The 24,512-nt window shown below is 67.9% G+C and carries 21 protein-coding genes and 2 pseudogenes; 12 read left to right on the forward strand and 11 right to left on the reverse strand.

The window, feature by feature from the left end:
- Positions 1-56: 56 nt before the first annotated feature.
- The 4 genes from WME89_RS05595 to WME89_RS05610 all read right to left on the reverse strand — a co-directional run bounded on the left by WME89_RS05595 (position 57) and on the right by WME89_RS05610 (position 3,305).
- A complete protein-coding gene (locus WME89_RS05595; protein WP_438008215.1) occupies positions 57-716 on the reverse strand; it encodes a LysE/ArgO family amino acid transporter in 660 nt (219 codons plus the stop codon).
- The gene (locus WME89_RS05600; protein ID WP_438008216.1) at positions 689-1,687 is read right to left on the reverse strand and encodes a fatty acid desaturase family protein; all 999 of its coding nucleotides are present in this window, start codon (positions 1,685-1,687) and stop codon (positions 689-691) included. The genes WME89_RS05595 and WME89_RS05600 overlap by 28 nt, the downstream gene beginning before the upstream one ends.
- A gap of 440 nt (positions 1,688-2,127) precedes the next feature.
- Positions 2,128-2,454, reverse strand: a complete 327-nt coding sequence (locus WME89_RS05605) for an FAD-dependent monooxygenase (protein ID WP_438008217.1) — start codon at positions 2,452-2,454, stop codon at positions 2,128-2,130.
- A gap of 218 nt (positions 2,455-2,672) precedes the next feature.
- Positions 2,673-3,305, reverse strand: coding sequence for a glycoside hydrolase family 11 protein (locus tag WME89_RS05610; RefSeq protein ID WP_438011898.1), 633 nt, complete (start codon positions 3,303-3,305; stop codon positions 2,673-2,675).
- Positions 3,306-5,062: 1,757 nt separating this feature from the next.
- On the opposite strand from WME89_RS05610, the gene WME89_RS05615 reads away from it, so the two are divergent.
- The 4 genes and pseudogenes from WME89_RS05615 to WME89_RS05630 all read left to right on the forward strand — a co-directional run bounded on the left by WME89_RS05615 (position 5,063) and on the right by WME89_RS05630 (position 9,643).
- Positions 5,063-6,163: an alpha/beta hydrolase family esterase gene (locus tag WME89_RS05615; RefSeq protein WP_438008218.1), complete on the forward strand. Its 1,101-nt coding sequence runs from the start codon at positions 5,063-5,065 to the stop codon at positions 6,161-6,163.
- Positions 6,164-6,347: 184 nt separating this feature from the next.
- Positions 6,348-6,524, forward strand: a pseudogene (locus WME89_RS05620) (PAS domain-containing protein); the annotation flags it as partial.
- A 202-nt stretch (positions 6,525-6,726) separates the two neighbouring features.
- On the forward strand, positions 6,727-7,800 hold the full coding sequence (locus tag WME89_RS05625; RefSeq protein ID WP_438008219.1) for a cyclase family protein: 1,074 nt from the start codon (positions 6,727-6,729) through the stop codon (positions 7,798-7,800).
- Between the two features lie 658 nt (positions 7,801-8,458).
- Complete coding sequence (locus WME89_RS05630; RefSeq protein WP_438008220.1) at positions 8,459-9,643, forward strand: serine hydrolase domain-containing protein; 1,185 nt, start codon at positions 8,459-8,461, stop codon at positions 9,641-9,643.
- 270 nt (positions 9,644-9,913) lie between these two features.
- On the opposite strand, the gene WME89_RS05635 is transcribed toward WME89_RS05630, so the two are convergent.
- A complete protein-coding gene (locus WME89_RS05635) occupies positions 9,914-10,795 on the reverse strand; it encodes an alpha/beta hydrolase (RefSeq protein WP_438008221.1) in 882 nt (293 codons plus the stop codon).
- 137 nt (positions 10,796-10,932) lie between these two features.
- On the opposite strand from WME89_RS05635, the pseudogene WME89_RS05640 reads away from it, so the two are divergent.
- Positions 10,933-11,061: pseudogene (locus tag WME89_RS05640) on the forward strand (helix-turn-helix domain-containing protein); the annotation flags it as partial.
- Between the two features lie 134 nt (positions 11,062-11,195).
- Here WME89_RS05640 and WME89_RS05645 read toward each other — a convergent pair.
- Both WME89_RS05645 and WME89_RS05650 read right to left on the reverse strand, forming a co-directional pair.
- Positions 11,196-11,699: an SRPBCC family protein gene (locus WME89_RS05645; protein WP_437573539.1), complete on the reverse strand. Its 504-nt coding sequence runs from the start codon at positions 11,697-11,699 to the stop codon at positions 11,196-11,198.
- A 229-nt stretch (positions 11,700-11,928) separates the two neighbouring features.
- On the reverse strand, positions 11,929-12,693 hold the full coding sequence (locus WME89_RS05650; RefSeq protein WP_438008222.1) for an SDR family oxidoreductase: 765 nt from the start codon (positions 12,691-12,693) through the stop codon (positions 11,929-11,931).
- A gap of 194 nt (positions 12,694-12,887) precedes the next feature.
- Here WME89_RS05650 and WME89_RS05655 point away from each other — a divergent pair, with 194 nt between their 5' ends.
- Positions 12,888-13,823, forward strand: a complete 936-nt coding sequence (locus WME89_RS05655; protein ID WP_438008223.1) for a LysR family transcriptional regulator — start codon at positions 12,888-12,890, stop codon at positions 13,821-13,823.
- Positions 13,824-14,123: 300 nt separating this feature from the next.
- On the opposite strand, the gene WME89_RS05660 is transcribed toward WME89_RS05655, so the two are convergent.
- Entirely contained in the window at positions 14,124-15,455 is a 1,332-nt protein-coding gene (locus tag WME89_RS05660) for a hypothetical protein (protein ID WP_438008224.1), read from the reverse strand.
- 632 nt (positions 15,456-16,087) lie between these two features.
- On the opposite strand from WME89_RS05660, the gene WME89_RS05665 reads away from it, so the two are divergent.
- Positions 16,088-16,321, forward strand: a complete 234-nt coding sequence (locus WME89_RS05665) for a LysR substrate-binding domain-containing protein (protein ID WP_438008225.1) — start codon at positions 16,088-16,090, stop codon at positions 16,319-16,321.
- 13 nt (positions 16,322-16,334) lie between these two features.
- Here the strand turns inward: WME89_RS05665 and WME89_RS05670 are convergent, their stop codons facing one another.
- Positions 16,335-16,652, reverse strand: a complete 318-nt coding sequence (locus tag WME89_RS05670; protein WP_438008226.1) for a hypothetical protein — start codon at positions 16,650-16,652, stop codon at positions 16,335-16,337.
- Positions 16,653-17,444: 792 nt separating this feature from the next.
- On the opposite strand from WME89_RS05670, the gene WME89_RS05675 reads away from it, so the two are divergent.
- The gene (locus tag WME89_RS05675; RefSeq protein ID WP_438008227.1) at positions 17,445-17,891 is read left to right on the forward strand and encodes a DUF2147 domain-containing protein; all 447 of its coding nucleotides are present in this window, start codon (positions 17,445-17,447) and stop codon (positions 17,889-17,891) included.
- 52 nt (positions 17,892-17,943) lie between these two features.
- On the opposite strand, the gene WME89_RS05680 is transcribed toward WME89_RS05675, so the two are convergent.
- Positions 17,944-18,732, reverse strand: coding sequence for a hypothetical protein (locus WME89_RS05680; protein WP_438008228.1), 789 nt, complete (start codon positions 18,730-18,732; stop codon positions 17,944-17,946).
- A gap of 283 nt (positions 18,733-19,015) precedes the next feature.
- Between WME89_RS05680 and WME89_RS05685 the strand changes: the two genes are divergently transcribed.
- Both WME89_RS05685 and WME89_RS05690 read left to right on the forward strand, forming a co-directional pair.
- Positions 19,016-20,185, forward strand: coding sequence for a hypothetical protein (locus WME89_RS05685; RefSeq protein WP_438008229.1), 1,170 nt, complete (start codon positions 19,016-19,018; stop codon positions 20,183-20,185).
- A gap of 242 nt (positions 20,186-20,427) precedes the next feature.
- Positions 20,428-20,943, forward strand: a complete 516-nt coding sequence (locus WME89_RS05690; protein WP_438008230.1) for a putative immunity protein — start codon at positions 20,428-20,430, stop codon at positions 20,941-20,943.
- Positions 20,944-21,078: 135 nt separating this feature from the next.
- On the opposite strand, the gene WME89_RS05695 is transcribed toward WME89_RS05690, so the two are convergent.
- Positions 21,079-21,852 carry a hypothetical protein gene (locus tag WME89_RS05695; protein WP_438008231.1) on the reverse strand — a complete coding sequence of 258 codons (774 nt, stop codon included), beginning with the start codon at positions 21,850-21,852 and terminating at the stop codon, positions 21,079-21,081.
- A gap of 1,021 nt (positions 21,853-22,873) precedes the next feature.
- Between WME89_RS05695 and WME89_RS05700 the strand changes: the two genes are divergently transcribed.
- The gene (locus tag WME89_RS05700; RefSeq protein WP_438008232.1) at positions 22,874-23,320 is read left to right on the forward strand and encodes a hypothetical protein; all 447 of its coding nucleotides are present in this window, start codon (positions 22,874-22,876) and stop codon (positions 23,318-23,320) included.
- 128 nt (positions 23,321-23,448) lie between these two features.
- Positions 23,449-24,501 (forward strand): DUF2252 domain-containing protein, encoded by a 1,053-nt coding sequence (locus WME89_RS05705; RefSeq protein ID WP_438008233.1) that lies wholly within the window; start codon positions 23,449-23,451, stop codon positions 24,499-24,501.
- The last annotated feature ends 11 nt before the right edge of the window (positions 24,502-24,512 follow it).

A 24,512-nucleotide genomic window follows, 5' to 3' on the forward strand; every position in this document is an offset into this window, starting at 1 on the left:
TCGGAGGCGGTCCGGCGGTCGGGGACGAGCACCCGGTGTGGCGGCTCCGCTGAGCCTCACGAGCGGCTCCAGGGGCCCAGGCGCGCGCCGAGCGCGTCGACGCCCTCGACGAGCAGGCGAGCGGCGATGGCGAACATGACGAGGGCGATCCCGCTGTCGAGGACCCTCCAGGCGAGCGGCCGCCGGAAGACGGGCGAGAGCAGCCGCGCGCCGTACCCCAGCGCCGTGAACCAGACGAGGGACGCGAGCATCGCGCCGCCCGCGAAGAAGGCGCGGGTCTCGAGCGGGTAACGGCCGGAGATGCCGCCGAGCAGGACCACCGTGTCGAGGTAGACATGGGGGTTGAGCCACGTGAGCGCCAGGACCGTCGTGAGCGCCTGGCGCAGCGAGCCGCCCGCGCCGCCGTCCGCTCCGAGGCTCGACGGCGAGAGCGCCCGGCGCACCGCCGAGAGCCCGTACCACCCGAGGAAGGCCGCTCCGCCGAGGGCGAGCGCGGTGAAGAGGCCCGACGAGGCGTTGACGAGCGAGCCGACGCCCGCCGCGCCGGCCAGGATCAGGGCAGCATCGCTGAAGGCGCAGATGGCGACGATCGGGCCCACGTGCCGCCGCGCGAGCCCCTGGCGCAGCACGAAGGCGTTCTGCGGGCCGATGGCGATGATGAGGCTCGCGCCGAGGGCGAGCCCCTCGATCAGGGCGACGGCTGCTCGCGATTCCATGCGGCTCCTCGCCGCTCAGGGGCGCTCGCCGGACGCGCGAGCCGACCGCGGAGCAGCGCGACGTAGAAGTCCCGGTAGCTCGGGTGGAAGAACTCGATGTTCTGGTGGATCGCTCCGTGGAGGTCGTGCAGCCGGTCGATCGGCAGGCTGGGCATCAGGTGGTGCTCGACATGGTAATTGTTGCCGTTCGTGTACCAGGTCATGAGCGCGTTCGTCCTGATCGTGCGCGTATTGCGGAAGACGTCCGTGCTGGAGACGTCGCACCGGTAGTGCTCCGGCATCTCGATCAGCGCGTGCACGGGCGTCGCGATCAGGACGAGCGGCAGCAGCCAGACCAGGAAGATCAGCGAGGCGTGCGTCGCGCAGGACGCCGCGCCCAGCGCGACGATGGCGACCAGCATCACGACGTAGTCCCGGCACATCCGGGCCGAGACGTCGGGCCGCTCCGCAGAGAACCGCCGCCCGACGAGCGAAAGCCACAGGTTCTTCGCGAAGCTCGCGTAATGGCTCGGCATCATGAGGCGATTGAACCATAGCCGCAGGGATGCGACCCGGGAGCTGCCGTACTGGTCCCCGTAGTCGAAAAACTCCTTGTTCTCCGGGGTCCCCAGGTGCTTGTGGTGGCGCAGGTGGCTCGCCTGGTAGCCCGCGAACGAGACCAGCATGGGCAGGCCGAGGAGGACGCCGGCAAGCTCGTTCAGCTGCTTGTTCCTGAACCCCTGTCGGTGCAGCACCTGATGCTGTAGCTCGACGCCGTGCGCGAACATCAGCCCCAGGACGACGACCCCGACGATCTTGAGCACGAGCAGGCTTGATAATGCAAGCTGGGCGCCGTGCGCGAGCAGGATGAAGTAGATCGAGAGCTTGAGCGCGAACGTCACCTCGCTGGAGCGGCTCTTCAGATCGTGAAGCGCCACCGCGCGCTCTGCCATGCCGGCCGTGGATGACACCTGGGCCTCCGGATTCATCATGTGCTGATGCCCTGCGAACGGTTTGAGATCGTCTCGGAGGTGTGTCGCGCCACGGCTTCGTGGGTCGCCTGGACTGCCACGTGCGATCGTGCCCGCACGGCGCCCAGTGGTGCCCGTTCGGGTCACGGTCGCCGCCCTCCGTCGCCGATCGCCTGGAGCATGCGTTGTGCCAGGGGGCAGGTCGGCGGCGGCGCTCCTCGAAAACCGCGTCGGAGCCGGGCGCGAGAGCGCAGGCGGAGGAGCCCGGCCCCGAGCCCCGGACTGTGCGAGCCCGGGAGCGATTGCGTGATCACGCAAGCGGCACGGCGCTACGTTCCAATCTCGTGGCGTCCGGCGCACCGCCGGGCCACGCATTCACGGCGGCGTTTGACGGGAGAACAGGCGCGGGCGAGCGCCCTCAGGGGACCGGCGCGCGAGCGCGAGCGCCGGGGGCCCGTGGATCACATCCCGTACGGGTGCTTGACCAGGTCGCTCGCGCCGCTCGCGCGGACCTGCTTCAGCGCGTGCTCGGTGATGCTGGTGACGCTGGGCAGCCGGGAGAGCGCCTCCTGGACCTCCTGGGCGGTCGGCGGCCTGCGGGCGCCGGACCCGGAGTGCACGTGCGCCGCATCGCCGGCCAGCAGCACCCCCGCCGCCCCCGGGTATGACGCCGCCTGCCGGGTCGCATCGCTGAACCGCGAGAGCCACGTGACGCCGTGCACCCTGAAGTCGGTCTCGCAGGAGGCGACGAGCGCCTCGCGCAGGTCGGTCTGGCCCGGGAGGCGCATCGCGAGACGCTCTACGGCGTCACCGAGCGCCTTGCGGCGCACAATGGTGCTTTTCCAGTACGGTGGCCGCGCGTTGACGCTGGGAGAGCGTGCTGGAACATCGGTCGGCCCGCCGCGCGCCTCGGCGCGCGGCGGGCTCTGATCGTCCATGTCCGCACGCAGGAGGGCGCGCGATCAGCGAAAGTCCTCCACTTCTCGGCGCATGTGGCCTGTTGATTCTACCACACCGTCAAGTTGGAGCTGCCGCTGCTCGAGGGGTTGAACACCTCTGTTGCCATCACCTGGTAACTGTGAGTGCCAAGGTTCCACCCCTTCGACGCCCAAGCATTTACGTGATTGGAAAACGTGATGGCGTTGTTGGCCCCGGTGGGCCTCTTCGACCTTCGGACACTCCAGTACTGATAGAACGTCGCATTGCCTATGATGGAGGGCGCGTTGACTCGCTGCATCCTGTACAGGTCGTAGGTGCCCCCGTCCGTGGTGACTGAGCCCGCCGCCGCTCCGCCCGGCGGTCTCCAGCTGCCCCAGCTGTCAACGACGTAGTATTCCACGAGTGGGTTTTTCGTCCACCCATAGAGAGTCAGATATGCATTGCTGCTGCCCGTCGACCAGACACCGGCATTGTAGCCGATGTTCCTGCTCGACGACCCGGTGCTCCAGCCCTTGCCGCCAACAAAATTATAGTTGCCGTTCGCCCAATTGACAGCGTAGTTACCGCCGCCGTTCAAATTCATGCTGACCGACCCGCCATCTTTCCAGAACGTGTACCATTGGCCGTCCGTGCCGGTTCCATTCGCGGATATCGTGAGAGCGCTTTGATCGGTGGTCAGATCGGTCTCGTCCATGTCCATATCTGCGCCGTTCACGACGCAGTTGGTCAGTAGGAGCCCAAGGGCGGAGCACATGCCGAGCCGGGTGATGTTGTTCATGGCGATCGCCTTTCTTGGCCTTATTGTTCGAGACTGGCAATTGCGTCAAGCCGATTGTGCATCGCAACCGGGCCTGATCATCAAGAAGGTGCGATATCGTCAGATGCAGAGTGACGATGGTGGCTTGACGCCGACGGGGCGGCCGAGGCCTCGACGGGCGCGATCGCCCGGCGCGCCAGGCGCGCGAATCTCGCCGAAGATCGCCTGCGACAAGCGGGCCGCGCCGGCCGCGCTCGGCAGGCGAGCGCGCTCGAAGCGCTGGAGCGAAATGGACCACGCGCCGCGCGACGGCAGGGCTGCACAAGTCCCCTCTCGGCGTGAAGCGACTCGATCTGCTCGACGCTGAGCGGCCACGCGAGAAATGCACAGCGGCCCTGTCGTGGAGGCCTGTGCGCGGCGCCCGCGAACGCGCCGTCGCATGTGTCCGCGACGACCGAACAATGGGAGCCGGTGAAGAGATCGATCCCGATCCCGATGACGGAGGTCCCGGTGCTCATGACGGCCCACTCAGGGTAAAGCGTAAGGATGAGGTCTCACTGTGAACCTTCACATTGGGGATGTCAACGCCGATCCGCCGCCCGCGGCGATCCGCCAGCTCGACCACCCCCGAGCTCCGTGGCGCGGGCGCTCGTCGCCGGGCGTCGGCGGATGCTCGGCGTGACCGGGGCGGCGGGTCGGGCGAGTCGGCGTTCGACGACCTCCACGCTGGTGTCTCTGCTGGCTCCGCGCAGGGTGGGTGCGTTGCGAGACCGACCGGATGGCGCCCATCGTTCCCGACAAGAGCAGGATCGAGAGCTTCCCTGACGAGGCCGCTTTCGAAGCGTGGGCGCATAGGCAAGTCAAGCCGGAGCGCAGCGCGAGGAAGTGTAGCGCGGCAGAGCGAAAGGGTGGGACCGCGAGCGTCGTGATGGCTCGGTCCTGGGTCGAAAGAGCGTGGTCCGGGCGGCGCCGCGCGCGCTACGGGGGCGCATCGGCGTGCCGTGGGCACACGTGTCCGTCCGGGCGTTGGTCTGGTCCGGGAGGCGCGTCGAGAGACGCTCTACGGCGCCACCGAGCGCCTTGCGGCGCACAACGGTGCTTTTCCAGTACGGTGGTCGCCGCGTGGACGCTGGGAGAGCGTGCTGTGGCAGTACAATTGTGGTCGGGCAGTCCGGCGATGGCCGCGGTCCGGCGCCCACCCCTCTTGACGCGGCGCTCCGAAGGAGCCTTGCCAACCATGTGCCACCTCGGGCCCGAAGATACCCGCGGGCCGGTCGATTGGAATTGACACCGACAATGTGAGCGTTCACATTCCAGTCGAGGGCCATCCCTTTGTTTCGGTTTGCTCGGGTCCTCCTGAGTACCGAGCTCTTCGTCAATCTGATCCATTCGATCGATTTTTACACCGTTCCTGTTCGCTCGGCCGTCACGGAAGCGATCGCCGATCGATGGTGATCGGCGTTTCGCCAAGAGCGATCCAGTAGAGGACGCGACGACCCTCGCTTGTCCTCGGGCGCACCGGTGTCGTCACATCGGCCCCGTCCGGGAGCTCGTCCGAGCCGGGTGGGAGGCACTTTGCCAGGGAGGTGGATCCCGTAAGGAACGCTCTGTCACCTGAGGTGAGTGTGGCGAGTCGCCCTTGATACGCTCGAATCGTCTTGTTTTCTTTTCACCTGATTCCGGTACGTAGGAGACCCGTGATGCAAGATCAAACGTTCAGCCGACTCGCCTTTTGTGCCACCCTTGCGAGTTGGGTCGCGATCTCGTGCGCCCCCGCCGAGTCCGACTCGAACAACGACGGAGGGGGCGGAGCGACGTCGACCAGCTCCGTCAGTAGCGCGAGCGGCAGCGGCGTTGCGACCTCTAGCGGCAGCGCGAGCGGCAGCGGCGGTGCGACCTCTAGCAGCACCACCGTGGCTGGGACCGGCGGTGACAACAGCGGCGGGAGCGGCGGGGCTGAGCCGACCGGCAGCGGCGGTGATGGCACGGGTGGCTGGCCCGAAGGAGCCATTCCCATGGGGAACGCGCCTGTGCCGAGCGCGGGGTGCGGCAAGGCAACCACGTTGACGACCAAGGAGTATACGATCTCGAGCTCGGGCCAGAATCGCGTGTACTACGTCGATATGCCCAGAAACTACGACATGAACAAGCCCTACCGGCTGTTCTACACCTCACATTGGATCGGCAGCCGCTGGCAAGACGTCGAGGGGCAAGACTTCTACTTTCTCAAGCCGCAGATGGAGGCCGACGGAGAGCAAGCCATTTTCGTGGCCCCCTCCTCGGACGGTGCAACGTGGCAAGAGAAGGACCACGCGCTGTTCGACGACATCATGGCGCTCATGAATGAAAATGTCTGCTACGACACGACCCGGGTGTTCGCGACCGGCTTCAGCTTCGGAGGGATGATCACCTATTCGCTGTCGACGAACCATCAAGCGGAGATCCGTGCGGCCGTGGGCATCGCCCCGGCCAACTACAACATCTGGTTGCCTGAAAAGACACGTAAGCCCATCGCTTGGATGCACACGACGGGCATGAGCGACGGGACCTGCCCCTGGGTGAACAACGAAGCTCAAAAGAGGGGGGCCAAGTTCATTGCCCTCGAAAAAGCCGAAGACAACGGCTGCACGATCCCGGACCAGATCCCGACGTCAAACGGCGCGTACAGCTGCTACGATTTCCAGGATTGCGATCCGGAACATCCGACGCGGGTGTGCACCTTCGGCGGCGGGCACACGAACATCGACGGCAATCCGAACTGGATTCCCATCGAGTCGTGGAAGTTCTTCAAGCAGTTCTGACCGACGTCCTCGCCGCGGACGGGACCCTCGCCCGAGCGTAGCGCCGCGCTCGGGGCGTCTCGCCTGCAGGGGAATAGGGGCCGCCTGTAAGCGCGTGGGCAAACGCGGCGCTGCGCCCGTCGTTCGCCGTGATGGTCCGCCGCCGACACGCTCGGCCCATGCGGGCCATCGCCGCTCGCATCCCCTCGTCGACGCGGCCCGGGCCGCGGGGCTGCTCGGCACGCGGGTCGTGCTCACCGGGATCAGGCCGCAGATTGCGCAGACGCTCACGACGATGGGCGCCGATCTGAGCGGCGTTGTGACCAGAGCGACCCTGGAGAGCGGCATCGCCTACGCGCTCGGACGCCGGAGCCACTTTTGACCGAGCGCGCTCCCACCGGGAGGCCGGGTGGTCGCGCGTGTGCACAAGTCCCCCACGGCGTCGGCGGAGCACGCGAACGCCGCGGGTGAGCGGTTCTCTGGCGCCCCTGACGGTGTACGATGTTGATGACATGCGTCCGCGCCCATGACGGGCGTGCGGGGCGCTGTCGGTACAACGTGCGATGTAGCCCAGGAGGTTATCGATGAAGCCTGGAGTGATGCCGTTTCGGGGCGCGATCGTGGTGACCATGGCCGTCAGCCTGATCGGAGGCGCGGCGCTGGCCCGCGGCGTGCCGATGCTGGAGGGGTACGATCCATTGCCTGGTCCCTCGCCGTGGGGGCTTGACGACGAGGCGGGCGCCTCCAACACGCAGACGCCCGCCAAGGTCCTCGAGGGCAGGGGCCTGATCAAGAAGGGCAAGGTCTATCGCCTGGGCCACGTCTACGAGCCGGATATGGCGACGTTTCCCGGCAACCAGGGGCTCTCCGTGGAGCCCGGGCCGATCTCGCTGATCCAGCAGCAGGTCACGAACTCCGAGGTGATGCACGGGGAGTTCGGCCAGATGGGGACGCAGTTCGACGCGCTCGGCCATTTCGGTTACATCCCGCCCGGGAGCTCGGACCCAGCCGACGCGCTGTTCTACAACCAGTTCACGGGCGCCGAGGTCATCACGGAAGACGGGCTCGCGCACCTCGGCGTCGAGCACGTGAAGCCCCTCGTCACGCGCGGCGTGCTCCTCGACGTCAAGCGCCACGCGAACGGCGGGGAGACGCTCGCGTGGGGCCAGGAGATCACGCTGTCCATGGTGATGAAGACGCTGCGCGCGCAGAAGATGGACGCGGGCGACATCGGCGCCGGCGACGTCGTGCTGATCTTCACGGGCTGGGAGGAGAACTGGGAGCTCGGCACCGAGGGGTATTACACGCAGCCGGGCGTGGGGCTGGCCCAGCCGGGGATCGGGCTCGAGGTCGCGAAGTGGCTCTCCTCGAAGGGAATCGCCTGCGTCGGCTCGGACAACTTCGGCATCGAGGTCAGCCCGCCGAAGCCTCCGGTCGCGCCGGGCGTGGTCTTCCCGGTGCACCATCACCTGCTGGTGAAGAGCGGAATCTTCATGCACGAGGCGATGGTGCTCTCGGAGCTGGCCGCGGATCTGGCCGCCGAGCTCGAGGAGCGGCGGCACGGCCACAAGAGCCCGTACGAGTTCTTCTACGTCTACAGCCCGCTGCCCCTCCGGGGCGCGTCCGGATCGCCCGGGATCCCGCTCGCGATCCGGTGAGCGGATCGGCGCGCCGGTGGCCGGCGCGCACCCGCTTCGTCAGCGCCGGGACGAGCTTCGCTCGCCGTGTCCACGCGCCGCCTTCGCGCGCATAGACGTCCTGCGCCGCGCCCACGATCGCGGTGTCGCCCGAGACCGCGACCGACCAGCCGAGGCCGCCAGGGCTGTCCTCCGGTACGAGCTCCGCGCGAAGCGACCACACGCCGCCCGTCCGCGTGAAGGCGAACGTCCGACCGAGGGCGCGGTGCCCGCGACAGGCGCGGTGCCCGCGACAGGCGCGGTGCCCGCGACAGGCGCGGTGCCCGCGGGGGCCATGCTGGAGGGCGGCGCGACGGGCAGCGCGTGCGGCGGGAGGACGGGCGCCAGGGCGACGGGCCTCCTCCGTGGTCGCGCGGGGTCGTATCGCGCCGGCTCGTCCAGGCGAGGCGGCGCTGCGCGCGTCTGCCATCGACGCGCGAGCTGCTCGGAGAGCGCCGCGCGAGGCCTCCAGGGCGGCCGGTGTGGCAGCGGGAGCCCCGCAGGTTGGCCGGCTTGGATCGCAGGTCGCCGCAGGCCTCTGCAGCGGTCCAAAGGGCGCTGTGAATCTGCGTGATGGTGCGACATCGAGGAAACCGGAAGAACCGTTGAACGGAACCAGGGCGAGAGGGAACACACGGTCATGGCACTCGACAAATTCTCGATTCCGCTCTTCTGCATGGCGTCGCTCATCCTGGGTTGCCCGAGCAGCTCTCCCGAGGAGGTCGACACGACCTATGACGAGCTGCTCCAGGAGGGGGTGGACAGGATTCAAGCGGGCGGCATTGTCGCCGTGCATGCGGAAATGCTCGAAGGCGACCGACGGATCCGTGCTCGCAGCGGCGTGGCGCAGCTCGACAGCGAACAGCAGATCGACTTCGACAGCCACTTCCGGATGGGCAGCAACACCAAGACGTTCGTCGCCGTCGTCATGCTGCAGCTCGCCGGTGAAGGCGCGCTGTCGCTGGACGACACGGTCGAGCGGTGGCTGCCCGGCGTCGTGTCGGGCAACGGCAATGACGGCTCGCTGATCTCGATCCGCCAGCTGCTGCAGCACACGAGCGGAATCTACAACTACACCGGTCAGGCCGGGGATCCGTCGCCGAACCTGCCCGCGCTGGACTCCGCCGACGAGTACCGCCAGCACCGGCTCGACCACATAGAACCGGAAGAGCTTGTGGCGATCGCCATGGAACACAAGCCGAATTTCGATCCGGGGACGGAGTGGGCCTACTCCAACACGAACTACGTGCTCGCTGGCATGATCATCGAGCGCGCGACCGGAAATCACTGGCGCGAGGAGGTCGAGGCGCGCATCCTCGAGCCGCTCGGCCTCGACCGCACGTTCGAGCCCGGCGACGAGACGGATCTCCCTGCCCCGCACGCCGTGGCATACCAGCAGTACGAGGTCGGCGGGCCGCTGGTCGACGTCACGATCGCGCACCAGAGCATCGCCGACGCCGCCGGCTCCCTCGTCACGACCACCGCGGACCTCGCGAAGTTCTGGCGGGCGCTGAGCGAAGGCTCGCTGCTCGAGCCGGAGCAGATGGCGGAGCTCCACGCCACGGTCCCGGCGCCCAGCTTCGACCCGATCGCGCCAGGCACCGGTTATGGCCTTGGGATCATGTGGATCCCGACCAGCTGCGGTGGAGGGTACTGGAGCCACGCCGGAGACACGCTCGGGTACGCGACCCGGAACGCCGCGAGCGACGACGGCTCTCGCGTCGTCGTGATGTCGCTGTCGACGTCGACCGAGGATGGCGAGGCCGCGTACGCCACGGTCGTCGAGACCTTCAAGACCATGGATCAGCTCATGTGCACTGATTGAACGTGGCTCGGCGCGCCGGGCGCGGCCGCCCCGGAGCGGCAAATCAAGCCGGATCGCAGCGCGAGGAAGTGTAGCGCGGCAGAGCGAAAGGGTGGGACCGCGAGCGTCGTGATGGCTCGGTCCTGGGTCGAAGGATGTCCACCGCGCCAGTCCCGTCAGCGCGGGGCCGCTGCGGACATGGGGCCTCCCGGCGCTCGGCGAGGGGGCGAGCGTCCTGCTCTGAGCTACCCCCTTCCGCGCCCCGCGCAGAAGTCGACGAGCGCGCCCGCTTCAAGGCGCCGGCGCCGCGTCCGCGAGGCCGTCGGCGGCCCGCCCGATCCGCTCCAAGATCTCGCCCAGTTCCTCGTCGGAGGTGTCGTGCTCGACCCCGACGTACTCGCGCAGCTCCGCGGTGTACCCGGCGCGCTGCAGCTCGGCGATCGAGGCGCGCGCGCCTTGGGTCGGCACCGCCAGGTCGGAGGCGCCGTGGAAGGCCGTGACCGGCGGAAGCGTCGCCGGGCGCGGCCCCGAGCTCAGCGCCGCCGACGGGTAGAGCGACGGCGGGAGCAGGCCGCTGATGGGGAAGGCGGCCGCCAGCGCCTCGGGGTGGGTGACCGCCAGGGCGAAGGCCATGATGCCGCCCTGCGAGAAGCCGGTGACGAGGGGCTTGCCGACGGTGGGGCGGGCGGCTACCAGGGCGGCGAGCGCGGCGGCGATCCGATCTGCTTCCCGCGTGACCAGGGGGGCGGCGACGTCGTCGCTGACGGAGTCGTACCAGATGTACATCCCGCCGCTCGGGTGGCCGTACGGGAGGATGAGCCGGGCGCGGCGGCGGTAGCGCCGGAGCAGCTGCAGGAAGTCCGCGGGATCCCCGCCCATGGGGTGCAGCGCGACGATGATCGGCACCCGCTCGTCGGGTCGCGCCCCGCCCGTCATGTGCTCGAGGTAGCGCACGCCCGCGATCTCGCCCCGGGTGGTGCTCCCCGGCGCTCCCGCCGGCGGCGGAGGCGCGACCGGCCCCGCTGACGGCGTCTCCGACGACGGACGCGCGGCCGCCGACCCCGCTGGGGGCGCCGGCGCCGGCTCGCGGCTGCACCCAGGCCCCGCCAGGAGGACCACGCCGATGGAGAGGAGCAGGCGCAAGCGAAGGGGATCGGCCGACGGGTGGCGCATCGGTACAACATTACTCCGATCGCGGGAGCGATGCCGCGCGCAAGCCACCGAGCGCGGTGAGGAAGCGGGCGATGTTGCTCGGCTCGGTGATCATGGCGACGCGCTTCATCCTGCCCTTGCAGGCCGGGCACTCGAGCCTGGAGAAGACTTCGCTGCCTGTCGCAGAGATCTCCTTCCTGCTCGGCTTCTCGGAGCCGAACTCGTTCTACCGCGCCTTCCGAGCATGGACTGGAGCCACGCCAGACGAGGCCCGGCGCGCTGTTTGATCGGCGAGGCGCGTCAGTCCACGTCCTCGGCGAAGGCTCGCCGACGATGTCTGCCATGCGCTGCCTCCCGGGTGGAAAGCCGTCCGGGGAGGCGCGTCGGGGTAAGGGCGCGTGGATCGTACAGAAAGCTGCGGTCAGGGAGCCGGTTTCGCATTGTTCATCGGGAAAGCGCGCTGCGCCGGGCGCGCGAGGTGCTCTGCCTCGATCAGCGTCTTCAGCCGCCCCATCTCCTCGCGCACGTCCCTCGCCAGCCATTCACGCAGGAACGGATCCATCACCCAGCGCCACGGCGCGAAGAAGCGGAAGCGCTCGGTATGCACCACGCGGGTGCCCACGGCGGTCTCGTCGAGATCGAAGCCGCCCTCGAAGGTGAGGAACAGGCAAGCGGGGAACGAGCGCAGGCTGCGATAGCGCACCGCGTGGCGGCCAAGGATCGTCATCTCGAGCGTCACCGGCGGCCCCGGGAGGCCGCGCAGCTTGCCGTCGTGGCGCATCCAGATGCGGTCGCCCTCGCGGCGCATGCCGAGGACGCGGCCGATCTTCCAGTCGGCAAGCTTGTACCGATGGAGGTCCGTCACGAAGTCGATGATGGCTTCCGGCGGTCGCTGGATGACCGCCTCGCTGATCCCCTCGATCATGCCGCCGTCATAGGGCCCCCCGCGCTGCGAGGGAAGGCCTGTAGACGGCCATCACGATCCGCGGGTTCCGGACGCGATCTCGCCGTCGGCTGACGAGACCGCGCCCGGGTTCCGCGTCGTCACCGCCGCGGCCTGGGCGTGCGGCCTTTCTTCTCCAATCGGTTTCGGCCCGGCGGGGCTCGCCTCGACTCTCCTCCTTGCCTCGACTCCTCCTGGCCTCCTCCTCGGGTCAGGTGCGCGTGATGGAGAGGCCGCCGTCGACCAGCGCGGCCGTCCCGGTGACGAAGGAGGCGTCGTCCGAGGCGAAGTAGAGCACGGTGCGGGCCACCTCCTCCGGGGTCGCGACGCGCTTGAGGGCGTGGAGGCTCGTGATGAACGCCTGCGACTCCTTCGTGCTGTTCGCCTCGTGGTACATCGCTGTGTCGACGGCGCCCGGTAGGATGGCGTTGACCCGCACGCCTCGCGGCCCGAACTCGGCGGCGAGGGCCTGCGTCAAGCCGATCAGGCCGGACTTGCTCGCGGCGTACGCGGCGGTGCCCGGGAACGCGACGGTGTAGCCGACGAAGGTCGAGGTGAAGATGACCGACCCTCCGCCGTGCTTCAGCATCGCGGGGATCTGGTGCTTGGCGCCGAGGAACGCGCCGGTGAGGTTCACGGCGAGGGTGTCGCGAAAGCCGGCCTCGGAGACCCCGGTGCTGGGGCCACCCTCGCCCAGGGTGCCCGCGTTGTTGAAGGCGATATCGAGCTTGCCGAACTTCTCTGTCGCCAGCGCCACGAGGGCCCTGGCGTAGTCTTCCGAGCGCACGTCGCCGGCCAGCGCGGCGGCGCGCCCGCCGCTCTTCTCGATCTCGTTCACCAGGCGCGCGAGCTCGCTCTCGCGCCGCGCCCCGAGGATGACCTTCGCCCCCTCGGCGGCGAAGAGCTTGGCGGTGGCCTCGCCGATACCAGCGCTTGCGCCCGTGATGATGGCCACCTTGTCTTGCAAACGTCCCATGATCCTTCTCTCCTGTCCGGCGCGCGGCGTCCCAGGGGCCGAGTGACGGACGGTCAGCGTTGCTGCTCGAAAGAGGGGAGAGGGCGCCGCCACCAGCCAGCGCGTCAGCCCCTCTGACAGGCGAGAGTGTGGAGCCCGGCGCGCGTTCGCAGTAGGCTCCCGTCGGTGGAACTGGATTTCGGAAACGCCGAACGATGAAGCTCGAGGGCATCGCGACGTTCGTGGCCGTCGCCGAGGCGGGATCGCTCAGCGAGGCGGCGCGGCGCCTGCGCCTGTCGAAGTCCGTCGTCAGCGAGCGCCTGGCCGAGCTCGAGAAGAGCGTGGGCGCGAGCCTCATCCACCGCACGACGCGCAAGCTGTCGCTCACGGAAGATGGGGCGGCGTTCCTGGAGCGGGCGGTCCGGATCGTCCGCGAGGTCGAGGACGCGACCGCCGACCTCGCCGCGCGGCGCGGCACCCTGGCGGGGCCCCTCCGGCTGTCGGCGCCGGTGACCTTCGGGCGCATGCACCTCGGCCCGGCGCTCTACCCCTTTCTTTTGCAGCACCCGAGGATCGAGCTGACGCTCGATCTGGATGACCGCCGCGTGGACGCTGCCGCCGCCGGCCACGACGCGGTGGTGCGGCACGGGCCCATCGTCGACTCGCGCCTCGTGGTCTGGCGCCTTGCGCCGAGCCAGCGCGTCCTCGTGGCTTCGCCGGATTACCTGGCGCGCCACGGCGCGCCGGCGTCCATCGCCGAGCTGGAGAAGCATCGGGGCATCTTCTACACGAACCGCGGCGTCGCCGACTGGCGCTTCCCGGGGCCGGACGGCGCCGTGCTCGTGCGGGCGCGCGTCGGCCTCCGCGTCAACAACGGCGACATGATGCGGGACGCCGCCGTCGCCGGCCTCGGCGTCGCTCTTCTGCCGATGTTCATCGTGGGCGCGGCGCTCAGGGCAGGTGAGCTGCGCGTCATCGACGTCGGCGTCCAGCCCGAGCGCGAGTTCATCTTCATGGCGCACACGGAGGGGCGGCGCCCCTCGGCCAAGCTCCGCGCGCTCGCCGACCATCTCGTCACCGCCTTCGGGAAGCCGCCGTACTGGGATGAAGACGTGGGAGGGAAGAAGGGCCCCTCCGCGAAGCCGAAATGAACCCGGAAGGCTGACGGCTCTTCCGCCCTCCCCTGGAGCTGGCTGGGAACCCCAGCCCCCAACCCCGCCCCGCCGAAGGCGGACCAAAAGACAGCATACCCCAGCCCCCCGCCCGGACGGGCGAGGGGCGATGGGGGGGTGGACGTCAAGCCACCTTCCCCGGGAGGGGAAGGGGGGGTGCGCGTAGGCAAATCAAGCCGGATCGCCCCTTGCAAGTTGGGCACTCGAGGACATCGATCGCCAATGTGCGGCGCAAGAGCTCGGCGCGGCATGGTGCGCACCGGCGCGCGTCGCTGCGGTTTACTGTTTCGTACAGGCGACGCTCACGTCGTCGATCGTCGCAGCGCCACACCCGCCGGTCGTGCTGGTGAATCGCAGCGTGGCCGTCGTCCCGGTGGTCTTGAACCGCACCCGCGCTTCCTGAAGCGAATTCGGGTCATGCGTGCTCGTGAACGAGGCCACGGACGTCCCGTCGATATCGACCGTGAAGGTCGCCTGCTGGTTGCAATGGTGGTTCACGCCGTGGTAGAAGCGTAGTAGACAGTGTGTATCGGCGGGCGTCGCCAGCGTGGTCTCCGCATAGCCACTGCCGCTCTGATTCAGGTCGATGATCTGCTGACCGTGCGCGACCAGATCTGTGGCGCCATGGAGATCGACTGGCCCGTTCCAGCCAGTCAGCGTCGTCTCCTGGGACGCTCCAGTCATCCGACGCCAGGCCTCCCCCGGGGACAGTACGGGCGCTTCAAAGCCGCTGTTCTGGACCTGCCGTGGATAGAGTTGTACGAGCCCGACAGCGTACGCGACGTGCCGCGCCGGTCCGCCATAGTACCAGTAGTCGAAGTTGACGAGCGGGTTGACGTGCTCGTTGATACTGCCACCGACGAACATCCCCGCGGCGGATGAACCGTCCTGCCGCACGGCCTCCTCCACGCCGAAGGCGCTCAGCACCGGGCAGATCTCGGCGTGCGTGAGGCCGACGTCCGTCGCAGTCGAGAGCAAGACGATCTGGGTCGGCGAGTACCCTATCACGCTCCACCGGTTGTTCGTGGTGTCGCTCGTGCATCCGTCGGAGTTCATCACTGTCGAATTGGATCCATAGAGCGTATATGTGTATTTCTGGTTTGCAGGTTCTGACAGGTCGTCCTGTGGGATCCGGCTCACGTCCAGGCCGTTGCCGCTTTGCGGCGTGAAACCCATCAGCACCTCGGGGCACGAACCGGGAAACCCGGAGCACGTCGAGGTATTCGAAGTATAATGAATACCTGTCTCGTAGAGCGTCGTCTGCGGAGTGCCCGTCTGGCCAGAGCTGGTCCCCTCGTCACCGCTCCACACGTAACCATTGACCGCCGCCAGGGCATCGTAGCTCGCCGCGAAGTCGGGGACTGTCTGCAGGTTGAACACGGTTGACGGCGGGTTCCTGATCGTAGGGTCGTCGAGGATCCACATCTCGTATTCCGGACGGTCCCGGTCGATGGTGACGATATGAACCTTGGTCGTCGTGGAGGTGCAGTCGTAATATTGCACCCCAGGCGCAACCGTCTGCCCGGTCACCAAGTCGGGGTCGCAGAGCTCTGGATCAGGATCCAGGTCGGTGCAGACCTTCTGCCCTCCATTATAAGAATCTATCTGCATACAAGCATGCGCCGGACCAGTCCACATATCGCCATAAATTTGTGTCGAAAGCTGATCTCCATACTCCGTGCCAGGGAGCTCGTTCCCCAGCGGAAATTCGAGCCACGTCCTGAAATTACCCGGATAGCTGGACCCGTCGCGGCTGGCCCAAGGCCACTTCACTCCTCCACATGCGGTGGACTTTCGTATCTTTACCGTTCCAACGCCCCAGATGGCGCTGGTCGGCCCGTCGACCGGGTCCACAGCGCAGCCTTCGGGTACGGGATCCAGACCGCGACACGTACCGCCGAAGCATTCGACACCAGGATCAGGGTAGTCGAATTCAGCTATCTTGCTGTCTTCCTCTGTAGCGCAGCCTAGAAGTCCCATACAACACCACACCCAGGCTATGCTCGCCAACGCCTTCATTCGCTACATCTCCTTGTCACATTGCCGCCATGATGCCGTTCCGAGTGAACGTGCGCCCGGCGGATAGGACAAGCAAACGCGTTCCGCAAAGTCAAGATTCTCGGAGCCGTTCCTGACTCGTGCAGTCCGACTGTCCGAGCTCATTGACAGAACGGGCCTTATGCGATCAGGCAGGTCTTCCATGCCTGAAACGCCTGGGATTACCGCGACGTAGCACCAAGCGGGTGCGCGCGCTCGACGAGTTCGTGGCGGCCCATCCGGGCGTGCGCTTGGCCCTGTCCGTGACCGACCGCGTGCAGGACGTGATGCGCGACGTGGTGGACCTGGCCTTACGTTACGGCGAGCTCAGCGATTCCCGGCTGGTGGCCCGGGCGCTCTCCACGACGCGCCGCGTGCTCTGCGCTAGCTCCGCGACCTTTCGCCTCAGAAGCCCGGCGTGCCCGGCGCCAGGGGCTTGAAGCGATAGATCAGTTAGGGCGGCTCGTTCTTGGCCACTCCGTCGGCCTGGAGCGCGCTGGTGAGGGGCAGTTGCGCCGCGCCGGTGTACATGGCGCCGTCGCTGTTGTAGGTGACGCCGTCCGGCCAGACCATGTCCGGGTCGCTGACCAGGCGCTCGTATTTGCGGGTGTCGGACGGGATGACGCCCACGGCGCGCTCGCCGACCTCGGTGAGGTACAGGTTGTCGTCCTGGTCGATGGAGAGGCCGCCGTTGAAGGGCTTGTCCGCGTAGGTCTCCACCTTCGCCCCGAGCTGCGCGGCGGTGAGCGACGCGTCCAGAAGGTCGCTCATCCGGATCCGGTACATCGTGTAAGCGTTGAGCGGGGCGAAGTAGAGCCACTCGTTGTTCGTGTGGGGAAGCGACGGATCGCGACGTTTCGGTGCCGCAGAACAGTTCCGACGGATCGCACCGGTTCACCCCCGCGGAACAGTCCCGCCGGAAAAACCGGTCGATGGCGAGCGTTTGCCGGAAACAGCAGCAATCTTGATAGTTTTCGCCTGTTTCGCCGCCGAGGGTGGCTCCGGTGTGGCCGAGCGGGGCGCCCTGCGCCGCCGCGTCGCCCGCGGTTCAGGGCTCGTGGCATCACCGGTCCCACTGTACGGCCCGCTGCACGCGCTGCACGCGCTGGTTGCCATAGAGAACCTTACATGAGCGCCTCAGTCGGCGGGATCGCACCGGCGCAGGACGGACGCGCGCGGCCGAGGCGCGGGCCATGGGCAGCTTGGCCACGGCGGGATCCAGCCCCGTGGAATCAACCGTTCGCTGGCCACCAAACGAACCGGCGCCCCGCTGCACGGCGCCGTTGCGCTCCATCAGCCCGCTCGGTACCCTCGGGGGAAAAATGACGTCCACCGCGCCGCAGGGCTGCTGCGAGAGGAGCCATGTCCACCGTTCGGCTGTCCCTCTGACCAGCGCCCTGCCTCCCGCCGCCGCTCTCTCCGGCCCGATGAACCAACGGCGCGGCGCCCCGTCCCCCCTCCAAGGCATGTTGCACACAGCGGCGCACACCGACATGCGAATCAAGCACCACGCCAGGGCCGAACGCCGTGGCTTCGCAGACCGATGAAAGGAGTTCTGACGACATGAAGAGGTTCTTGGCTCTTTTGGCCGCCTTGGGTTGCTCGCTCGCCACGTCGATCGTGCTCGCGGATCCTCTCCCTGTGACCGGCCAGTGGCGGACGATCGATGAGCAGGGGGTCGAGACGTCGGTGGTAGAGATTTACGAGAAGGGCGGGAAGATCTTCGGCAAGATCGTGAGCCTGAAGCAGCCGCTCGACGAGAAGGGGAAGCCGAAGCTCTGCACCGCATGTGAGGGTGCCGACAAGAACAAGCCCCTTTTGGGGCTCGTCATCATCAGGAACATGGTCCGCGATGACGACGAGTACGATGACGGTACGGTCCTGGATCCGAACAACGGCGAGACCTATAGCTGCAAGCTCGAGGCGATCGAGGGCGGGAAGAAGCTGAAGGTGCGCGGCTTTCTGGGCATCTCCCTCCTCGGCAGGACCCAGACCTGGCTGAAGAAGTAGGCGAGAGAGCACGGACGACGGTGGGATCCGCGGTTGACGCTGGGCGCTGACGTCAGCCGAATTCGTCCAGGAAGATGCGGATCTGGACGACCTCTTCGAAGCCGAGGCGCTTGAGGATCGGCCGCGACATCGCCCCGGCCTGGGTGATCAGCGTCGGCGTCCCGCGGCGCCGACCCTCCTCCCAGCGCGCGGTGATGAGCGCGCGGTAGGCGCCCCGGCTGCGCGCGGAGGCGATCGTTGCCCCGCCGCACATGACCACGCCAGCGTCGAGAAAGAGCGCGTCGGCGACGGCGACGGCCTCGTCGCCGTCGAAGGCCAGGTAGCGCTCGAAGGCGGAGACGGAGCGGTGCTCGGTCCAGCGCAGGACGAGCTCCGGATCGTCCTCGGGGGCGTCGTCGCTGCCAAAGCCGCGCCGGAAGATCCACGCGCCTCGCGCGAACTCTTCGAAGGTCTGGACGCGGCGGACGGTGATCGAGGTGTCCATCGACACGAGCGGCCGGGTGAGCACCATGCCGACCGCGAGATCCTCGGGCGCGAACGGCCTCATTCCCAGGGCGATCAGGCGCTCGGCCAGGTCCTTCGGCTCGGCGTGATCGCCCACTTCCCAGGTGACCTGGCGTCGCCCTCTCGCCGCGAAGATCGCCCGGACCTCGGCCACCGTCGCGGCGACCTCGTCCCCGGCGAGGCGTAGACGCTGGACCACGTTGTGGTGCGGGTCGGCCTCGGCGCCGACGATCGCGGCGTAGCCGGGGCGCACGACGCGCTCTTCGCCCGCGCGCTGTGGGCAGTTGAGGTTGAGGTTCTCGGCGAGCTCGAGCGTAGCTGCGGAGATTCTGGGCATCCCGGCGTTCTACCATACACCACCGTCATGTGGCATGAGGCGGTCGAGCGGGCGGGCTGGGCTGGGCACAACAAAATAATTTGAAGGATCGATCGCCGTGACGGCATCAAGAGCACCGAACAGAAGCTCCCGCCGTCAAGCAGCCGATGTCGGTCGTATCGCGTCGTTGCTCCTCGTCGCCCGAGGGTCAGCAGGGCTCCTCGGCGCGCCTGGCGCTGCACCCGACGCCGGCCGCCTGGCTCGGTCCAATCTTGTTCGGCGATATGATTCGACGGAGATTGATATGAAATTTTACACTATTCTTGCTTCGTCAGTTCTCCTGTCGGCGTGCATGGGAGAGGTGGGCCACGTCTCCACCGATGGGAGGGACGACGATTCCGTCGCCACCATCGGAGGCGCCGTCGCTGCACCTGCCGATAGCGCGCCGCTCTCGGGGGAGCGCCCGCCGACGCGCGAGGAGGCGGAGGCGATCCTCGATCGCGTGGTCGCGCTCTACCAGGACCACGCCGCGGCAGCGAACCCGGCAGGTACCCACAAGATCTCGTGGAGAATCGACTGGGACAGCGACGCGGTCAGCGCCCATGTGCTGCTCAGACCCGGGGAGGACTGGATAGTCGAGGTGAGCAAGGGATGGCTCACTGTCTCGAGCATGACGACGGAGGTGTTCGCGCTCACGATGTGCCACGAGATGGGGCACTTCATCGGCGGGTTCCCGTTCAAGACCTCCCGCAGCGGGAACAGCACCGGCGCGCTGGGCACGTCGATCGCGGCCGAGTCACAGGCCGACTACTTTGCCACCAAGGATTGCTTGCCGCGGCTGTGGGCGAATGAGACCGAGGCCAACGCCGCGGCGTTCGCCGAGCTCGACCCTTCCGCGCGCGAGCGCTGCACGACGGCCTACAGCGACCTGGCGAGCCAGCAGCTCTGCGGCCGGATCCTGCTCGCCAGCCTGCAGACGGGGCGGTTCTTCGAGGAGCAGGCCGTGCTGCAGGCTCCCAGGGAGATCGTCTACCCGCAATTCGACACACCAGATACGACCGAGGCCGAGGTGACGAAGGAGGGTCATGCTCCGTCCCAGTGCCGCCTCGACACGCTGGTGGCGGGAGCTGTGTGCAGCGTGAAGGCAACGGGGACCGGGATCCCGGGGTTCGTGCCGCCGTACGGAGAGTATAGCGATGCGAGCGAGGAAGCAGCGCGCCCGTTCGCGTGCCAGACCGGCCCCGGGGCTCGACCGCGGTGCTGGTTCCAGCCGGACAGCGTAGCCACCGACTGCTCCGAGCTCGGTGAGCAAGCGTGCGTCGTCGAGGACGGGGCACACAAGGTCCGGTACTGCGACACGACGTCCGGCGTGACCTACTACACGTGCTTGCCAAGCGAGGTGTGCAAGACGAGCAGAGACGGTTTCTCGGACTGCTATGCTCCCGATGTCGATCCCGATGAGGGATCTTTCTGAGCGCGATCGACCGAGCTCGCGCGTCGAGTCATGGAGCCCGAGCTGCCCTCGCGGGAGGCCCCGATCGTGCTCGAGGCCTCGCTGCGATCGCGCTCGCCGACGGCCGGAGACCTTCGCGCTCAGCTCGCCGAGGCGTGCCCGGCCGGTCGCGCTCGGTCGAACGACTTCTCCTCGGCCCACACCCTGGCGAGCGGCGCTCGCGCTGATCGGGTATATCCATCGACAGTGCAAGGAGGAGCGCCATGATTCTTCCCAAGAAACGCGACCCACGGTTCATCACCATCCGCCGTGGAGGGCTCCTGGATGAAGGCACCCATCACGCGTTGGCGATCTGGGCCGCAGATTGCGCGCAGCACGTCATGGGGTTTTTCGATGAATACAGGCCAGACGATGACCGGCCGCGCAGAGCGCTCGCGCTGGTGCGGGCGTGGACCCGGGGCGAGGCCACCATGAGAGAGTGTCACAAGGCGGCGTTCGCTTCCAACGCCGCAGGCCGCGATGCGCCCCCCGCCGCCCGGCTAGCTGCCCTGTCGGCGGGCCAGGCGGTGGCCGTGGCGCATGTAGCCGCCCATGAGCTAGGGGCCGCGGCGTACGCCATCAGGGCTGCCAGGGAAGCCGCGCCATCGGGCCAAGGGGACGCGGCTGCGCGAGCCGAACGCCAGTGGCAGTGGGAGCAACTGCCCGACGAGATACGAGACCTCGTCCTCGACGACCAGAAACTGCGAAACGCGCTCTGCTGGAACGTGTTCGTCGACTGAGCCGACGGCACGGCCACGCGGAACGGCGCGCAGGTCCTGGCGCATGACGAGGACCTCTCCGCACCTCCGTCGAAGTGGTCTGGCACCGTGAGTCGAGGGACCACCACGCGCCGACGGGAGGGCGAGCGAGGGGGCCTACGGGAGGCGGACCGATGTGCTCGCGATCGTCCGCGCGCCGGTCATGCGGCCCGGCGTGAAGGGAGCTCCGAGGAACGTGGGGCAACGGCCCGCGGGCTCGATGAAGAAGCGGAGCTCGTCCGCGTTCCAGTTGTCGTACGAGTCGAAGACATTCCTCGGCGCGCCGTCCCACTCGAGCGTGAAGCCCGCGAGGCTCCCCAGCGTGCGAGACGGGGAGAAGCTCATGGTGGCAACTTTCACGGAGTTGTTCGGGAACCCCGCCCCGCCGTTCAAGCTCGTCTTCGGCAGAGAAGTTCCATTCGCCAGCTGGAAAGACCCGTACGCCTGTGAGCCCCCGCGGAGATCGTCGCCGCCGGTCCGGATCCGGACCTTGATCGACGAGACGACGGTGCTGCTCGTGACCGCCTGCGGCCCGCGACCGCAGACGGTGGCGACCTCGTTCACGCAGACGCTGTCCCAGGCGTTCGTGCAGCAGAACGGATCCACGTCGCAGATGCTCGTCACGCACGAATCGCAGGTGGCGGGGACCGCCGCGCCGGTCTCGCAGATCGAGTGACCGCACGTCGACTCGGCGAGCGCCTGCTCCGTCTCGCTGATGTCCTCGGGCGAGACGTCGGCGGCCAGCTCGGTCTCGTCGTCCGGGCTCGCAGCCTCGGCCGCGCAACCCCCGACGAGCGAGGCGAGCACCAGGGCGGCGAGCTTCAGCGAGCCGTCATGCCGTGAGTTGCTCGAACCGAGGTTCTGCATCGTGTGCTCCAGTCGATCGCTCATGTTCCCTCTTCCCTCTTCCTTGATGAACTCGTCGCCGTATCACTCCTGAGCTTCTCCCTGGCGCGACCGCGACAGCAGCAGGTTGAGCAATCGCTGTGCCGCGCACGAGGTGAGGTCGGCGACCTCGCTCGCGACTCCCTGGCGCCGCTTCAGCCTCGTTCTGCGATCCGCGACGACCGGACGACAGCGGTGGTGCAACACTCCGCCGCGGGTCGGCGTTGCAGGCGAACGGCCAGGAGACTGAACGATCTCGATCGCGCCGGGTGCAACACGGTGCATCGGGTGCAACAGGGAGCGAAGCAAGCCGGCGTCAGCCCCGGGAGCACCGGGCGTCGATGCCCCACTCCATCGGGGCGGTGAAGCGCGGCGCGATGCTCGCCTACGAGGCCGACGTGACGGCCGCGGAGGCGCACGGGGCCGCGCTCGGGCTGTTCAAGGCGCGGATCGCGGCGGGCGACCGGCGCGTGACGATGACCTCGGTCGGGGAGCCGGCCAAGCGCTTTTGCGGATGTCAAGAAAATAGAGGTTCTCCGGCCTCCGGGCCGGGGAGCGCCAGCGCTCCGCCGTGCAGCGCTCTGGACGACAAAGGCTGCGGGTGCATTTCACGATCGTGCGCCTATCTCAGAGAACGACGCCTTGCCACCAAACCACCTCCGCGCGCGCAGGCTTGCTCCGATCCATCGCTGTCCATAGGATTGATCGGGCAGCGCTGGGCGCCGCCGAGCGCTATTCTCCACTCTGACGATGGGGGGACGATGAAGACATCGCCGCTGGTCATGGCTTCGGCGTTTTCTAGCATTCTCTTGTGCTCCGCAGCAGCCTCGGCGGACGAGACGTACCTCACGCCCAGGATCGATGGCCTGGAGATCGACATGTGCGTGCAGCTCGGGCTCCGCTCGCGCTGGCCAAGCAGAGGACGTCCCGGCGCTCGGTCGGCCCTCGAGCGTGGATGGCGTGTGGACGTGCCGGCGGCGCCAGGGAAGGGCGACCCTTCAGGTCCCACAGAGAAGAGGATGGAACCATGTTCAAGCAAGCATTCGTCTCAGTGGCGCTCTTGACGCTCTCCGCCTGCGGTGACGCGGAGATCGAGGAGGACCCCGGCGATTCTTCGAGGGGGCTCAGCGCCGCCTCCTGCAGCATCCTGTTCAACGATCGGTTCCAGATCACCGGAGCCGGCTGGTCCGCGCGGCTGACCGGCGGGATCCTCATCGGGTTGTCCACGAACACCATCCTGAGCCTCGATACCGAGGATGGCTTCTTCGAGGATTGCGGCCGCTCCGACGTGAAGGGCGCGTACGTGACGAGCTATTTCCCGCGCACCGACGACTACACGATGACGCTGACCCTCGAGAGCGCGTCGTGCGGCAACAGGACAGTCGTCATCTCGGGCGACTGCAACAGCGATGGCGTGACCGGCACCGCCAGCTGGAACGGCAAACCAGCCAGCGTCGCCAAGATCGTCCGCTGACGGACATCGACCGGAGCCCATGCCGGCCATGTGGACGCGCGCCGCGCCGCTCGCGTCGACCACCTCCACGATGTCGCCGCGCAGCCGCGGCGTCTATCGCGCTTTCCTGCCGAGCGGCGCGCTGCCGGATGCTCGTCTCCCCGTTCACGTTCTACCGGGGCGCCGCGTGCGCGATGGCCTCCGATCTGGCCGCCACGACGCGCTCGGGCCTGAGGGTGCAGCTCTGCGGCGACGCACACCTCTCGAACTTCGGGGTGTTCGGATCCGCCGAGCGGCGCCTGATGTTCGACATCAACGACTTCGACGAGACGCTCCCAGGACCATGGGACTGGGACGTGAAGCGGCTGGCCGCCAGCATGGAGTTGGCCGGGCGCGACAACGGCTTCTCGAGGTCGGCGCGCTCCGACATCGTCCTGGAGACCGTCCGCGAGTACCGCGAGGCGATGCGGAGCTTCGCGGCGCTCCGCAACCTCGACGTCTGGTACGCGAGGCTCGACATCGAGCAGATTTTCGACCGATTCCGCTCGTCGGTGGGTCGCAAACGTCTGCGCGTCACCGAGCGCAACCTCGCGAAGGCTCGGACGAAGGACAGCATTCAGGCCTACGAGATGCTGACCTACGAGGTCGGCGGCCGGCGGCGGACCATCAGCGATCCTCCCCTGATCGTCCCGATGGATGAGTTCTTGACAGGCGTGGCCCGCGAGCAGCTCGAGCAGCAGGTACGCGAGATCCTGCGCGGCTATCGCCTCACCCTCCAGACCGATCGGCGGCACCTGCTGGAGGGGTACAACTTCACGGATATGGCCCACAAGGTAGTCGGGGTCGGGAGCGTCGGCTCGCGCGCCTGGATCATTCTGCTCGTCGGCCGTGACGACCAGGACCCGCTCTTCCTGCAGGCGAAGGAGGCGCAAGCGTCGGTCCTCGAGCCGTTCCTCGGAAAGAGCGAGTACCGCAACAGCGGCGAGCGGGTGGTGGCGGGGCAGCGGTTGATGCAGGCCGCGAGCGATATCTTCCTCGGCTGGCAGCGGGTGGAGGGCGCCGACGGGATCGAGCGCGACTTCTACGTGCGCCAGCTGCGCGACTGGAAGCTCTCGGTGGACATCGCCGCGCTGGATCAGGTCGTATTGGCGACGTACGGCCGTCTCTGCGGTTGGACCCTCATGCGCCGGACCAGGGCCTGACGGAGGTTGCG

It is taken from the genome of Sorangium sp. So ce321, from assembly GCF_051530195.1.
In the GTDB taxonomy this organism is placed as follows: Bacteria; Myxococcota_A; Polyangia; order Polyangiales; family Polyangiaceae; genus Sorangium.